This is a genomic window from Neisseria viridiae (assembly GCF_962747995.1).
GTDB classification, from domain to species: Bacteria; Pseudomonadota; Gammaproteobacteria; order Burkholderiales; family Neisseriaceae; genus Neisseria; species Neisseria viridiae.
Window position 1 is genome coordinate 13,834 of record NZ_CAUJAJ010000004.1, and the last position, 14,575, is coordinate 28,408.

Here is a 14,575-nt window from a genome sequence, read left to right on the forward strand (position 1 = left end):
AAATGCAGATACCTAATTTTCAGCTAATCCTCCAATAAAAGCAGAATCGAACCCCAAGGAGTTTTCCCCATGCGCAAACTGCAAAATACTCTGTATATCACCACCCAAGGCAGCTATCTGCATAAGGAGCGGGAGACGCTGGTGGTGGAGCAGGAGCGTAAGAAGGTGGCCCAGTTACCGGTGCATTCCATCGGGCATATTTTCTGTTTTGGGAATGTGTTGGTGTCGCCTTTTTTGTTGGGGAGGGGTGCGGTGAAAATAATGTATTAACCATTAATTATATTTTATTTAAGGAGAAAAATGATGAGTTTACTACAAGCATATTCTTTAGATTTAGGTAAAAAAATTAATGAGAAAGAAGCGGATATCGCTTATCAGAAAGGTTTGATTGGCAGTCAAAAAAACTTTCAATGTCCTCATCAGGAGTGTGGTATTGCGGTTACTTGTGCAAATTTAGAACGACCTAAATACAAAAGAAAGGTAGAACCTTATTTTAAATCGGTTGAAAATCATAAATTTGGTTGTCCTTTTGCAGAGGAGGAAAGACGTACCAAGTTTCAGGATATTGATAAAAATGGATTTTATGAAAATGTCACTTCAGGCGAGATTTTGGTAAATCTGGCAGAACCTACACCTAAAAAACAAAATAGCGATAATGCTTCTGAGGTTAAAGAAATCAATGTTTCACGAACTTGCCAACTTTCAGATTCAAAAAAAGATAAAGTATCAACTAATCAAACTAAAACTTTATCTGTATTGGTTTCATCTTTCTTAAATAATGAAAACTTTCCAATAACATTACCAAGACCATATCAAGAAAGAATCTTCTTGAAAGACGCATTTATTAAAGTTGATGGTCAGGATTTGTCAAGCCTGGAACAAAATTGTTGGAGAGTTTATTACGGAAAAGCGTGGATAAATAAACTATCAAGTGGTGATTATCAAATTAAATTTGACTCTCAGTTACATGATCTTTCAGTTGAAGTGAGTGGTGTTAGACCTTCGTTTTTTATTTCAAAATCTTTGATTTGTGATTCGCCATATGAAAAATTCACAAAAGAGAAAATAGATGAATTAGTAATTCAGAAAAAACCTAAACAAGTTTTTATTTTTTCAGATGTTCCATCTTTAAATCATACAAAGAAATATATTAATTTTATACTTGAAGGTCTACCATATTTAGAGATTTTGGATACATAAAATAAGGAGTTTTCCCCATGCGCAAACTGCAAAACACGCTCTACATCACCACCCAAGGCAGCTATCTGCATAAGGAGCGGGAAACGTTGGTGGTGGAGTAGGAGCGTAAGAAGGTGGCGCAGTTGCCGGTGCATTCCATTGGGCATATTTTCTGTTTTGGGAATGTGCTGGTGTCGCCGTTTCTGCTGGGGTTTTGCGGTGAAAATAATGTGAATTTGGCGTTTTTTACCGAAAACGGACGTTTCTTGGGGCGGCTTCAGGGGCGGCAGAGTGGCAATGTGCTACTGCGTCGGGCGCAGTATCGGGTGTCGGAGCAAAATCCCGTGCCGATTGCGCACAATATCATTGCGGCAAAGATTCGGGCGAGCTGGAAACACGTAAGGGCGTGCGCTTTGAGCGGACGGTACACGTTTCGGCGGAAAAACCGGGCATCAGCGGCGTGTTGGATTTGGTGGAAGTGGATACGAAAACAGGCCGTCTGAAACCCGTGGAATACAAACGAGGAAAGCCCAAACCCGACCCGATGGATGAAATCCAGCTTTGCGCCCAAGGCTTGTGCTTGGAAGAAATGACGGGGCAAACCGTCTCTGAGGGTGTGCTGTGGTATATGCAAACCCGACACCGCGTCCCCGTCGTGTTTTCAGACGGCCTGCGCGCCCAAACCCTCGCAACCATCGCCGCCGTGCGCGAACTCTTAAACAGCGGACAAACTCCGCCGCCCGACTACGGCAAACGATGCAAAGCCTGTTCGCTGGTGGAGATTTGCCAGCCGGTATTATTGGGGAAACGGGATGGGAGTGTGGGATATGTGGAAGCGTTGTTTATTGTGTAAGAAAAACCGCAGGTATTTGAAACCTGCGGTTTTTTTGAGGGTTACAGTTTGCTGTCTTCGCTATCCAAGAAACTTCTCAAACGGTCGCTTCTTGTCGGATGGCGTAATTTGCGGAGTGCCTTTGCTTCAATTTGGCGGATGCGTTCGCGCGTTACGTCAAACTGTCTGCCGACTTCTTCCAGCGTGTGGTCGGTGTTCATATCGATGCCGAAACGCATACGCAGGACTTTTGCCTCACGCGGGGTCAGGCTTTCGAGTATTTCTTTGGTTACTTCGTGCAGGCTGGTGTACATTGCCGCATCGGCCGGCGCAACATTGTTGGAATCCTCGATGAAGTCGCCCAAGTGCGAATCGTCGTCGTCACCGATGGGGGTTTCCATGGAAATCGGCTCTTTGGCGATTTTCATGATTTTGCGGATTTTGTCTTCGGGCATCTGCATCAGTTCGGCAAGTTTGGCAGAATCGGGTTCTTCGCCGGTTTCTTGCAGGTGCTGGCGCGAGATGCGGTTCATCTTGTTGATGGTTTCAATCATATGTACCGGAATGCGGATGGTACGCGCCTGATCGGCAATCGAGCGGGTAATTGCCTGACGGATCCACCAGGTTGCGTAAGTTGAGAATTTGTAGCCCCGGCGGTATTCGAACTTATCGACCGCCTTCATCAAACCGATATTTCCTTCTTGAATCAAATCAAGGAACTGCAAGCCCCGGTTGGTGTATTTTTTGGCAATGGAAATCACGAGGCGCAAGTTTGCCTGAATCATTTCCTGCTTGGCGGCTGCGGTTTCTTTTTCGCTCGACACCATATTTTTGTTGATTTCTTTCAACTCTTCGATGGAAATGCGGGTTTCTTTTTCCATATCCGCCAACTCGGTTTGTTTTTCGAGGATGGCGTGGCGGAAACGGTCGAGTGCGTCGCTCCAAACCCTGCCTTTGGCGATTTCTTCTTCAATCCATTGCAGATTGGTGATTTCGGGCAGGAAGTTTTGGATGAAGTAGTCGCGTTCCATATGGACGCGGTCGAGGCAGATGTCGCGGATTTCGCGTTCGAGTTTGCGGATGTTTTCTACTTTTCCGCGCAGGCTGCTTCTGAGGCTGTCGATTTGCCGGGTGGCGAAACGGACTTCCAGCAGTTTGTTGGCAATCGCGTCGCGGTAGGCGAGATAGTCTTTGTGCCGGCTGTGGTGTTTTTCCAAACGGCCGATCATTTTTTTGTAGTCTTTTTCGATTTGGGCAAAGTGGCCGATAACTTTTTGTTTCAATTCGGCGAGATTGGCTGCCGAGATTTCATCCGCATCTTCTTCCGATTCTTCGTCGTCTTCGTTTTCATCCGAGTTGTCGCTGGAAGGTTTCTCGGGCGCTGTGGTTTCCAAGTGCCCCAAGCCCAATTCGTTGAGCAATACTTCATTGGGGTCGATAATGGCTTCTACGACTTCGTCGACGCGGATTTCGTCTTTGCGGATTTTTTCGATGAGTTCCAAGATTTCCGCAATGGAACCCGGGCAGGCGGAGATGGCCTGAACCATATTTTTCAGGGCGTTTTCGATTTTTTTGGCGATGATGATTTCGTCTTCGCGGGTCAGCAGGTCGACCTGTCCCATTTCGCGCATATACATACGGACGGGGTCGGTCGTCCTGCCGAACTCGGAGTCGGCGCTGGAAAGGGCGGCCTCGGCTTCTTCGACGGCATCATCGTCGGTAACGGCGGCATTGTCGCTTAACAATATGTCTTCCGCATCGGGGGCGTGTTCGGTAACTTGGATGCCCAAACCGGAAATCATACTGACGATGTTGTCGATTTGGTCGGCATCGGACATATCGTCGGGCAGTGCGTCATTGATTTCGGAGTAGGTGATGTAGCCGCGTTCTTTGCCCATAATGATGAGTTGGCGCAGGCGCGCGCGTTGTTCCTCAATCGTCAGGGGGCGGGCATCGTCTTGGTATTCTTCGTGATTTTGGTTTTTGGACATTGTCTGCTTTCTGTTGGCAAGATGCCGACGGTTTGCGTTTGGACGCACCTGAAGGCGTGGCAGAGTAGGGTACTCTGATGCCGTCTGAAGGCTTTTTGGGATGGGTGTTCTGCAGGTGTCGTTGTTGCAGCCGGGGGGGAATGCTTTTCAGACGGCATAACGGGTTTACGGGTGGCGGAATCCGCCGGTCAATTTTGTTTTGCGGTCAGCAGCGACAGCAAAAGTTTTTTCTCGCTTTCATTTAAGCCGGATTGCAGGCTTTTTTGTTTCAATGCTTCGATTTGGCTGTATTTTAACTCATTGAGCAGTTTTTTGATGCCGATTTGGAAGTTTTCGCAATCTTCTTCGCCGCCGCCTTCCATTTCTTCCGATTGAAGGGCCGACCGGAAGATGCGGTTGATTGTTTCTTCGTAGGGTGAACCGCGCATATGTTCCAAAATCTGCGCGGTTGCCGGCACGGAAGGATGGCTTTTAATGGTTTCGGCGAGGTTGGCAAGGCAGGCGAAATCGCCGTCCAATGCCAAATAATCGGGCAGGTCTATATATGCAGCCCAATCCGGATTTATCAAGAGGCTGCGGATTTGCCGTTGCACCAATGTCGGCATAACGGGCTGTTTGACGGAAATCGGAGGCAGTTTGTAGCTTTTTTGTTTGACGTGCCGTTTCGGTGCTTCCTGTCCCAGCAGTTGCGCGAGATTGTCGGGGTCGATGCCGACCAGCTCGCTAAGCCGTTGTTTCAACAAATAACCCAATGCCGGCGCGGTGATTTGCGCCAAAAGCGGCGAACTGGTTTTCACCAATTCCGCCTTGCCTTCCTGCGTATTGAGATTGAGGTCGTCTGAAAGGTGTTCCCAGAAATATTCCGACAGCGGCTTGCTTTGATTCAACAGCGCGTCTTCAAATTGCGTCTTGCCGTAGGCGCGGATGTAGCTGTCGGGGTCGTGTTCCTCGGGCAGGAACAAAAAATGCAGCGATTTGTCGTCTTTCAACTGCGGCAACGCATTTTCCAGCGCGCGCCAAGCCGCTTTGCGCCCTGCGCTGTCGCCGTCGAAACAGAAATAAATACTGTCTGCCTGCCGCATCAGGATTTTGACGTGTTCCGCCGTCGTTGCCGTGCCCAAAGCCGCTACGCCGTAGCCCACGCCGAACTGCGCCAGCGCGACCACGTCCATATAGCCTTCGACCACCAAAATCCGCCCTGCTTCTTTGACTGCGGCACGCCCTTCATACAGTCCGTAAAGGTTTTTCCCCTTATCGAACAAAGGTGTATCGGGAGAATTTAAATATTTCGGCTTCGAGTCGTCCAGCACCCTGCCGCCGAAACCGATCACCTGTCCGCGCGGATTGCGGATGGGGAACATAATCCGATGGCGGAAGCGGTCGTAATGCCGTCCCTCATTGTCAATCACCATCCCCGTATCCACCAACGCAGTATTCGGGTACGGCTGGAACACTTGCGCCAAAGGCTGCCAGCCGTCGGGCGCGTAGCCCAAACCATAATGCGCGATAACTTCGGCACTCAAGCCTCGTTTGTCCAAATAAGCCTTCGCCGCCGGATTGAATTTTAGCTGTTGCGCGTAAAAATCCGCTGCTGCTGCCGTCGTTTCTTCCAGCGTCTGCTGTTTTTTCTTGCGTTCGGCACGGACTTCGGGATTATCGTTTTGCCCGCGCACTTTAGGCACGACCATACCCACGCGGTCGGCAAGAAACTGCACCGCCTCCGGAAACGACAGCCCCTGATGCTCCATCACAAAACCAATCGCCGAACCGTGCGCCCCGCAACTGAAACAATGGTAAAACTGTTTGGTCGGACTGACCGAAAACGACGGCGTTTTTTCCTTGTGGAACGGGCAACACGCCATATAGTTCGCCCCGCTTTTCTTCAGCGGAACCTGCTCGTCGATAATATCGACAATATCGGTTTTGGCTAAAAGCTCGTCAATGAAATCGGATGGAATCATGATGTGGGGCGGACGGGATGTCTGTTTTCGGTACGGACGGTACGAAATCGGGATTTTTCAGAATGGCGGTCGGATGTGGCGGTTCAGGCAAAATGCCGTCTGAAACCGGATGTTCAGACGGCATTTGCGTTCAAACGCTCAAGCCAGTTTGCCGTGGCATTGTTTGTATTTCAAACCGCTGCCGCAGGGGCAGGGGTCGTTGCGGTGGACGATTTGCCCCCGCGCTTCCAAGGCTTCGGGGCTGAAATCCGTCCCATCGGGATTAAAGGCTTCGGTAACCAGATCGGTTTGCGATTGCCCCAAAAGTTCTTCCATATCGGGCGATTCGGAATGGATGGACTGGATGTTGCCGACGGGTTGCTCTTCAACCGCCGCGACAGGGTTTTGTTCGATTTGAACCGAGGTAAGCAGGGAGGCGATATGGAATTTGATGCCGTTCCACAGGTCTTGGAACATGGTAAAGGCTTCGCGTTTGTATTCCTGCTTCGGATTTTTCTGGGCATAGCTGCGCAGGTGTATGCCTTGGCGCAGGTAGTCCATAGCGGCGAGGTGTTCGCGCCATTGGTTGTCGATGACCTGCAACATCACGTTGCGCTCGAAATCCGCCATCGCCTGCCTGCCGACCAGTTCGGTTTTGGCGGCATATTCGTTTTCAATGCGTTCGATCAGACGCTCTTTGATGTCTTGACCGTCAATCGCATTATCAGCCTTCAGCCAGGACTGGATGTCTTCCTGAAGCCTGAATTCGGCGGCCAGACGGTTTTCCAGGGTCGGAATATCCCACTGCTCTTCCATACTTTCCGGCGGCATATAGAGGTCTACGAGCCCGCCGACGACATCAAAACGGATTTCCTTCATCAGGTCGCTGATGTCTTTGCTGGTTAAAATTTCGTTGCGTTGGCTGTAAATGACTTTACGTTGCTCGTTGGCGACGTCGTCGTATTCCAGAACCTGTTTGCGCATATCGAAGTTTCTGCCTTCGACTTTGCGTTGCGCCCCTTCGATTTGGCGCGTCAGCAGGTTGTGCTCGATGGCGACGCCGCGTTCGGGTGCAAGGCGGTTGAGGATGGCAGCGGCGCGGTCGAGTGCGAATAGGCGCAGCAGCGGGTCTTCAAACGAGAGGTAGAAACGGCTGGATCCGGGGTCGCCCTGACGGCCGGAGCGTCCGCGCAACTGGTTGTCGATACGGCGGCTTTCGTGGCGTTCTGTGCCGATGATGTGCAAACCGCCTGCTTCCATAACCTTGTCGTGTTCTGCCTGCCAGCCGTTTTCGAGTGCGGCGATTTGTGCCTGTTTCTCTTCGTCGCTCAAGGTTTCGTCGGCACGGATGGCATCGGTTTGGTGCTTCAGGTTGCCGCCTAAAACGATGTCCGTACCGCGTCCCGCCATATTGGTGGCAACGGTAATCGCGCCGACTTTGCCGGCTTGGGCGACAATCAGCGCTTCGCGTTCGTGTTCTTTGGCGTTGAGGACGTTGTGCGGCAGTCCGGCTTTTTGCAGAAGGTGGGAGACCAGTTCGGAGTTTTCGATGCTGGTCGTGCCGACGAGGACGGGCTGCCCGCGTTTGTGGCATTCCTCGATGTCTTTGACGACGGCTTCGAATTTTTCTTCGGCGGAACGGAAAATCTGGTCGTTGAAGTCTTTGCGCTGTACGGGGCGGTTGGTCGGGATAATGACGGTTTCGAGGTTGTAGATGCTTTGGAACTCGAAAGCCTCGGTATCTGCCGTACCGGTCATACCGGAGAGCTTGGTGTACAGGCGGAAATAGTTTTGGAAGGTGATGGAGGCAAGGGTTTGGTTTTCGCGTTTGATTTCCACGCCTTCTTTGGCTTCTACGGCTTGATGCAGGCCTTCGGACCAGCGGCGGCCGGACATCAGACGGCCTGTAAATTCGTCAACGATGACGATTTCGCCGTCTTGGATAACGTAATGTTGGTCTTTGTGGAACAGCGAGTGCGCGCGTAATGCTGCCATAAGGTGGTGCATCAGGGAGATATTTGCCGCCGAGTACAGTGAGTCGTTTTCTGCCAGCAGCCCCATTTGGGTCAGGATTTGTTCGGCGTGTTCGTGACCTGCTTCGCTCAGGATGACCTGATGTGCCTTTTCGTCGACCCAATAGTCGCCTTCGCCTTCTTCTGTCTCTTGACGGACGAGGTGGGGCGGAACGGTGTTCATGATTTGGTAGAGCTGGATGTTGTCGTCCGCCTGACCGGAAATAATCAGCGGGGTACGCGCTTCGTCAATTAAGATGGAGTCCACTTCGTCAACGACGGCGAAATTCAATTCGCGCTGCACTTTGTCGTATTGGTCGGTCACCATATTGTCGCGCAGGTAGTCGAAGCCGAATTCATTATTTGTGCCGTAGGTAATATCGGCGGCATAGGCGTTTTGGCGGTCGAACGGCTGCATGTCTGAAATAATCACGCCCACGGTCAGACCGAGGAAATTGTAGAGGGGCTCCATAATGCCTGCGTCGCGCGAGGCGAGGTAGTCGTTGACGGTAACGACGTGCACGCCTTTGCCGGCCAGCGCGTTGAGATAGACGGCAAGGGTGGCGACCAAGGTTTTGCCTTCGCCGGTACGCATTTCGGCGATTTTGCCGTCGTGCAGCACCATACCGCCGATAAGCTGCACGTCGAAGTGGCGCATACCGAGGATGCGGCGGGACGCTTCGCGGCAGACGGCGAAGGCTTCGGGCAAAATGCCGTCCAAAGTCTGACCGTCGGCGAGGCGTTGTTTGAATTCGGCAGTTTTGGCTTGCAGATCAGCATCGCTTAAGGCTTGCATCTGTTCTTCGAGCGCGTTGATTCTGGCAACGGATTTACGGTATTGTTTCAGCAAGCGGTCGTTGCGGCTGCCGAAGATTTTCTTGGCAATGTTTGTCAGCATGAATAATTCCTGCGCCTGATATAATAGTGGGGCGAAAACGCGATTTTAACACAAGCGTTTGTGCAAAGTGCTAATGCCGTCTGAAATAAAGGCGCGTTTGCGGTATTTCAATCTTTTTGGGTGTATGTTTTATGAATTTGGAACAGTTGGGCAGGCGGGACGCGCTGCTTTCCGGACTTTTGAAACAGGCGGGACAGTGGCGGCGGTTGGATGCCGCCGTGAAAAAACTGCTGCCCGCCAACCTGCACCCGCATTTTCAGACGGCATGTATCGAAGACGGCAGGCTTGTCCTTTTGGCGGCAAACAATATGGCGGCATCGCGTTTGAAAATGATTGCACCGTCGGTATTGCCGCAGTTGGCAGGGCTTGACGCTTCGATACGGTCTGTTTCGGTCAGGCTGGTCCCGAAACCGGAAAAACCGCAGAAAACCAATACCCTGCATTTGAGTAAGGCTGCGCTGGAGAGTTTCGATTCGGCGGCGGCAAAGTTGGAAAAACGGCATCCCGAATTGGCGGCAGTGCTGGCGGAGCTGGTCAGGAAGCACGGGGCATAAGGCGGCCGGCAGGGATGTTGTAAATATCCGTTAATATTTGCGCGGCGGGGGACGGCTGCCCTAATACTAAAGAAATAGGTTCGGGGTAAAATTGCCCTTTCTTGGGTAAACGATTGTAAACTTGCAAACAGGCTTTGATTTCAAATGAAATTTGTAGCAAAATGCCGCCCCGAAACATCTGTTTGTGCAACGCGGCGGAATCTTTTTCAAGGTTTTGTTAATGGCGGTTGCACTTTGATTTCCGTAAAACCGAATATTATTTTATCGATTGGAGATTTACCATGAAAGCTTATCTGGCCCTGATTTCTGCCGCCGTTATCGGTTTGACTGCCTGCTCTCAAGAACCTGCCGCGCCTGCCGCCGAGGCAACTCCTGCTGCTGAAGCACCCGCTTCCGAAGCACCTGCCGCCGAAGCTGCTCCTGCAGATGCTGCCGAAGCCCCTGCTGCCGGCAACTGTGCGGCAACTGTCGAATCCAACGACAATATGCAGTTCAACACCAAAGACATCCAAGTCAGCAAAGCATGTAAAGAGTTCACCATCACTCTGAAACATACCGGTACGCAACCCAAAGCCAGCATGGGTCACAACCTCGTGATTGCCAAAGCTGAAGACATGGATGGCGTATTTAAAGACGGCGTAGGTGCTGCCGATACCGATTATGTCAAACCTGACGATGCGCGCGTTATTGCCCACACCAAACTGATCGGCGGCGGCGAAGAGTCTTCCCTGACTTTGGATCCTGCCAAATTGGCTGACGGCGACTACAAATTTGCCTGCACCTTCCCGGGTCACGGTGCTTTGATGAACGGCAAAGTAACTTTGGTCGATTAATCCGCTTAAAGTTTCAAAAGACGGACAGCCTGCTTTGTGCAGGCTGTTTTATTATAAAATGACTGCTTGAAAAGTGCCCCGTTGAGAACGAAAACATGAATCCGTTTGAAACCCAAAGCGTTACCTTTGCCGAACCGATTGAAATGCTGTATGCCTGCCACGGCAAAGTACGCCGTTTCTGCGGACAAGTCGCCATGCTGTCGGACTACATCGCCGAAAACGGCTGCAATCAGATTGTTTTGCAAACCATCCGCCAAATCTCCCGGTATTTCAACGTTGCCGCGCCGCTGCACCATGAAGACGAAGAAGAAAACTTTTTCCCGCTGCTGCTGCAATACGCGCCGCAAGCACGTGAAGGTGTGGACGAGCTTTTGCGCCAACATATCAGCCTGCACAACAACTGGGCGGCAGTATCCGCCGAATTCTTCAAACTCGAAGCAGACAACGCCTATGTCCCCGATGCGGAAGCGTTCAAACGTTTTGTGGCGGGATATGATGTGCATCTGGCGATTGAAGAGCCTTTGTTCGACATGGGCAAAACCTTTATCCCCAAAGAAAAACTGACCGAAATCGGCGAAATCATGGCGGCGCGCCGGCGCAAATAATGCCGTCTGAAACAATCGTCTCAAGGATATATTATGCTAACCCCGAAAAGCTGCGATTTGTTCAATATTCCTTTTTTCCAATTTTCCCAGCTTAAAAAATACCAGCCTGAAAGTATTCCGCAAATTAAGGCCGACTATAAAGAAAACTGGCAGATATGGCAGCAGCTGATCCAGCAGGTTGCCGCCGAATTGGGTGCGCCGTTTGCACCACCGCATATCGAACGCTGGTGTAACGGCTGGCAGGTGCGCGCCCACTTCTTTGCCTATTTCAAATACGCCCAATACAAAAACTCTGCCGCCATCCTGTCGATACTGCTCAACCGCCGCCGTTTGAGCGTTAGCTTGGATTGGCACTGCTATAAAGCCGACGTGTCGCCGATTGCGCTGCCTGATTACAACCGCTGGCTGGATGATTTCGATACCGACAAATACGCCGCATTCGATATGTGGCACGGCGCGGAAAGCGAATACGACGACTACCGCACCGTCGCGCAGCAAAATGAATCCGACCGAAAGTTGCAAAACGACGAAGACTTTTTCTGCATCGGCAAACACATCGAACGCGACGATTTGGGCAGGCAGGATGTCGCGAAATGGATAGCGGAAACGGTGGAAGACTTGCTGCCGCTTTACGAAGCGTGTCATGGTGCTTGACCTGAAGAACCCGCTTCGCTATCGTTAGCCCGTTCCATTCAACATCAAATGCCGTCTGAAACTCCGTTCAGACGGCATCTCAAACAGAAAAGCCGAAAAATGACCGAAACCCAATCCCTAGAACTCGCCAAAGCGTTGATTTCCCGCCCGTCCGTTACGCCGGATGACCAAAATTGCCAAAAACTCCTTGCCGAACGCCTGCACAAAATCGGTTTTGCGGCTGAAGAACTCCATTTCGGCGACACCAAAAATATCTGGTTGCGACGCGGCACGAAAGCTCCCGTCGTCTGTTTTGCAGGGCATACCGACGTTGTGCCGACGGGCCCTGTTGAAAAATGGGATTCGCCCCCGTTCGAACCGACTGAGCGCGACGGAAGATTATACGGGCGCGGCGCGGCGGACATGAAAACCGGCATTGCCTGCTTCGTTACCGCCTGCGAGCGTTTCGTTGCCGAACATCCCGACCATCAAGGCAGCATTGCACTCTTGATTACTTCCGACGAAGAGGGTGACGCGCTGGACGGTACGACCAAAGTCGTCGATGTATTGAAAGCGCGCGACGAACTTATCGACTACTGCATCGTCGGCGAACCGACCGCCGTGGACAAATTGGGCGATATGATTAAAAACGGCCGGCGCGGCTCGCTGTCGGGCAATCTGACCGTCAAAGGCAAGCAAGGCCATATTGCCTATCCGCATTTGGCAATCAATCCCGTCCATACTTTTGCCCCGGCATTGCTGGAGCTGACACAGGAAGTTTGGGACGAGGGCAACGAATACTTTCCGCCGACCAGTTTCCAAATTTCCAATATCAACGGCGGCACAGGCGCGACCAATGTGATTCCGGGCGAGCTGAACGTCAAATTCAATTTCCGCTTTTCTACCGAGTCCACCGAAGAAGGGCTGAAACAACGCGTCCACGCCATTTTGGACAAACACGGCGTGCAATACGATTTGCAGTGGTCGTGTTCGGGGCAGCCCTTCCTGACCCAAGCGGGCAAACTGACCGACGTGGCACGCGCCGCCATCGCCGAAACTTGCGGCGTAGAGACCGAACTGTCCACCACCGGCGGCACTTCGGACGGACGCTTCATCAAAGCCATTGCCAAAGAACTTATCGAACTGGGCCCGTCCAACGCCACCATCCACCAAATCAACGAAAACGTGCGGCTGGACGATATTCCGAAGCTGTCGGCAGTGTATGAGGGGATATTGGCGCGGTTGTTGGCTGGAAATGCCGTCTGAAAGCAGCTTGCTTGCCGGATAAGGATGTCCGACCATTTTATTAGACCTAACGTGGGTTTGAGATAACACATTGATTTTTTTATGTAGAGCGATTTATTTCAACGGCAATCTATTCCCTCTCCCGTGGGAGAGGGTTAGGGAGAGGGCATCGGGGCGGCAACGGACATATTGCCTGTATCTGCCCCGTTTTACCCTCTCCCCGACCCTCCCCTACAGGGGAGGGGGTCAAGTTGCAGGCACGCCGACGGAATATGGTTGAAACCCGACCTTTCAGGGCAGTAGAATTTTGGTTTATTTTTGGGGAAATAACTCCTTCCAAATCAGGGTAAACAGGGCTGCGCCTTTATGTGCAGCCCTGTGTGTTGAAACATTGAGGAAGATAACCGTGCCGTCAAATTACTTTCATACGCGCGAACGATTGGGTGCTTTAGGCGGCATCGTGCAACATCATACCGCCTTGTACCGCAGCGTGGCGGTATATGAACCGGCTGTGCTTATCGTGCGGCGCGGAAGCAAGAAGCTGCGGTGGACGGGGCGCGAATTGAGGATTGCGGCGGGTGAAGCGGTCGCCTTGGCAGGCGGGCAGACATTTGACGTTATTAATATTCCCGATTCAGACGGCCTCTATCAGGCGCAATGGATTGCTTTCGAACAGGAAACCGTAGAAAGGTTCGCCACACAATACGGGACGGCGCAGGCAGTGTGCGATGCGGTGAAGCTGCCGCACCCCGGGCGTATGGGCGCGGCGTTTGATTATGCGGCTGCGGTACTGGCGGATGAAGAAGTGCCGCACAATGCGGCGGAAGCCGCGCTTTGCGGCGTGTTGGCGTGGTTGCAGCATGACGGCATCGGTTTTGCCGTGTACGAAGGCGTCAACCTGATGCGGCAAATCCGCAAACTGATTACCGCCGATATGGCTGCGGACTGGTCGTCGGCGATGTTGGCGCAGCGGCTTAATTGCAGCGAGGCCGCGTTGCGGCGGCGGTTGGCGCGGCAGGACACGAATTTCCGTACGCTGCTGACGGATGTACGCATGATGCGCGCGCTGACGTTGTTGCAGGTTACGCAATGGCCGGTGGCGCAGATTGCCGGCGCGGTCGGCTATGACTGCCCGTCCCGTTTCAGCGCGCGCTTCAAAGAGCGGTTCGGTTGCGTACCGTCGGCGGTCCGCTCGGTAGCGGAGCCGGCGGCATATCGGCGCACGGGGCAGGTCAGCGTCGGTGTTCGACCGTGAATTTCGCTTCGCCCAAGCTGTTTGCCTTAGTGAAGAAACCGACCAGCGCGGGTGTGGATTCGGCGGTGATGTTCGGCAGCTTGGTGACTTTCAGCGCGGTGAGCGTGAATTCGTAGCGGTGTTTCCTACCTTCGGGCGGACACGCGCCGCCGTAGCCCGGAGTGCCGAAGTCTGTGCGGGTTTGCAGCGCGCCTTTGGGCAGCCTGCCGCCTTGCGCGGTAATGCCTGCGGGCAGGCGGCGGACATCGGCGGGAATGTCGGCGACCACCCAGTGCATCCAGCCCAGACCGGTCGGCGCGTCTTTATCGTAAACGGTCAGGACGAAACTTTTTGTCCCTGCGGGCGGATTTTTCCACGACAGCGCGGGCGAAGCATTGCCGCCCGAACAGCCGAAGCCGTAAGGCGCGCTCAAAAGCTGGTTTTGCGTGAAGCTGCCGTCTTTGGACGGGTTGTCGAATTGCAGCGTGAATGCGCCCTCGGCAAAGGCAGCGGTTGAAAAAGCCAGCAGTACAGCGGAGAGGATGCGGGTTTGCATAGATGATTCCTTTGCTTGATGAATAAGTGGATTCATTATAGGCTGTCAACGGCGGCAGGAATG

General features: G+C 52.3%; 12 protein-coding genes and 3 pseudogenes. 10 read left to right on the forward strand and 5 right to left on the reverse strand.

Going from position 1 to position 14,575, the window contains the following annotated elements:
• Positions 1 to 69 precede the first annotated feature (69 nt).
• The 4 genes and pseudogenes from Q9J79_RS03655 to cas4 form a co-directional block, all read left to right on the forward strand.
• Positions 70 to 266 (forward strand): annotated as a pseudogene (locus Q9J79_RS03655) (CRISPR-associated endonuclease Cas1); the annotation flags it as partial.
• A 34-nt stretch (positions 267 to 300) separates the two neighbouring features.
• Positions 301 to 1,200 (forward strand): hypothetical protein, encoded by a 900-nt coding sequence (locus tag Q9J79_RS03660; protein WP_301911934.1) that lies wholly within the window; start codon positions 301 to 303, stop codon positions 1,198 to 1,200.
• Between the two features lie 17 nt (positions 1,201 to 1,217).
• A pseudogene (gene cas1, locus Q9J79_RS03665) lies at positions 1,218 to 1,568 on the forward strand (CRISPR-associated endonuclease Cas1); the annotation flags it as partial.
• A pseudogene (gene cas4 / locus Q9J79_RS03670) lies at positions 1,550 to 2,032 on the forward strand (CRISPR-associated protein Cas4); the annotation flags it as partial. The pseudogenes cas1 and cas4, both read left to right, overlap by 19 nt.
• Before the next feature lie 41 nt (positions 2,033 to 2,073).
• On the opposite strand, the gene rpoD reads toward cas4, so the two are convergent.
• From rpoD to secA, 4 genes are all read right to left on the reverse strand, one after another.
• Positions 2,074 to 4,002, reverse strand: a complete 1,929-nt coding sequence (gene rpoD, locus Q9J79_RS03675) for an RNA polymerase sigma factor RpoD (protein WP_301911933.1) — start codon at positions 4,000 to 4,002, stop codon at positions 2,074 to 2,076.
• 188 nt (positions 4,003 to 4,190) lie between these two features.
• The gene (dnaG, locus tag Q9J79_RS03680) at positions 4,191 to 5,963 is read right to left on the reverse strand and encodes a DNA primase (RefSeq protein ID WP_301911932.1); all 1,773 of its coding nucleotides are present in this window, start codon (positions 5,961 to 5,963) and stop codon (positions 4,191 to 4,193) included.
• Positions 5,941 to 6,087, reverse strand: coding sequence for a hypothetical protein (locus Q9J79_RS03685; protein WP_301911931.1), 147 nt, complete (start codon positions 6,085 to 6,087; stop codon positions 5,941 to 5,943). Before Q9J79_RS03685 ends, dnaG begins: the two co-directional genes overlap by 23 nt.
• A 14-nt stretch (positions 6,088 to 6,101) precedes the next feature.
• The gene (gene secA / locus Q9J79_RS03690) at positions 6,102 to 8,852 is read right to left on the reverse strand and encodes a preprotein translocase subunit SecA (RefSeq protein ID WP_301911930.1); all 2,751 of its coding nucleotides are present in this window, start codon (positions 8,850 to 8,852) and stop codon (positions 6,102 to 6,104) included.
• A 131-nt stretch (positions 8,853 to 8,983) separates the two neighbouring features.
• On the opposite strand from secA, the gene Q9J79_RS03695 reads away from it, so the two are divergent.
• The 6 genes from Q9J79_RS03695 to Q9J79_RS03720 all read left to right on the forward strand — a co-directional run bounded on the left by Q9J79_RS03695 (position 8,984) and on the right by Q9J79_RS03720 (position 13,977).
• A complete protein-coding gene (locus Q9J79_RS03695) occupies positions 8,984 to 9,406 on the forward strand; it encodes a DciA family protein (RefSeq protein ID WP_107818651.1) in 423 nt (140 codons plus the stop codon).
• A gap of 281 nt (positions 9,407 to 9,687) precedes the next feature.
• Positions 9,688 to 10,239, forward strand: coding sequence for an azurin (azu, locus tag Q9J79_RS03700; protein ID WP_301911929.1), 552 nt, complete (start codon positions 9,688 to 9,690; stop codon positions 10,237 to 10,239).
• A 95-nt stretch (positions 10,240 to 10,334) separates the two neighbouring features.
• Positions 10,335 to 10,844, forward strand: a complete 510-nt coding sequence (locus Q9J79_RS03705) for a hemerythrin domain-containing protein (protein WP_301911928.1) — start codon at positions 10,335 to 10,337, stop codon at positions 10,842 to 10,844.
• 33 nt (positions 10,845 to 10,877) lie between these two features.
• Positions 10,878 to 11,498, forward strand: a complete 621-nt coding sequence (locus Q9J79_RS03710) for an HI_0552 family protein (protein ID WP_301911927.1) — start codon at positions 10,878 to 10,880, stop codon at positions 11,496 to 11,498.
• A gap of 99 nt (positions 11,499 to 11,597) precedes the next feature.
• Entirely contained in the window at positions 11,598 to 12,743 is a 1,146-nt protein-coding gene (gene dapE, locus Q9J79_RS03715) for a succinyl-diaminopimelate desuccinylase (protein ID WP_301912004.1), read from the forward strand.
• A gap of 418 nt (positions 12,744 to 13,161) precedes the next feature.
• Positions 13,162 to 13,977 (forward strand): helix-turn-helix transcriptional regulator, encoded by an 816-nt coding sequence (locus Q9J79_RS03720; RefSeq protein WP_301912003.1) that lies wholly within the window; start codon positions 13,162 to 13,164, stop codon positions 13,975 to 13,977.
• Here Q9J79_RS03720 and Q9J79_RS03725 read toward each other — a convergent pair.
• Entirely contained in the window at positions 13,955 to 14,512 is a 558-nt protein-coding gene (locus Q9J79_RS03725; protein WP_301911926.1) for a YbhB/YbcL family Raf kinase inhibitor-like protein, read from the reverse strand. The genes Q9J79_RS03720 and Q9J79_RS03725 overlap by 23 nt on opposite strands.
• Positions 14,513 to 14,575 lie beyond the last annotated feature (63 nt).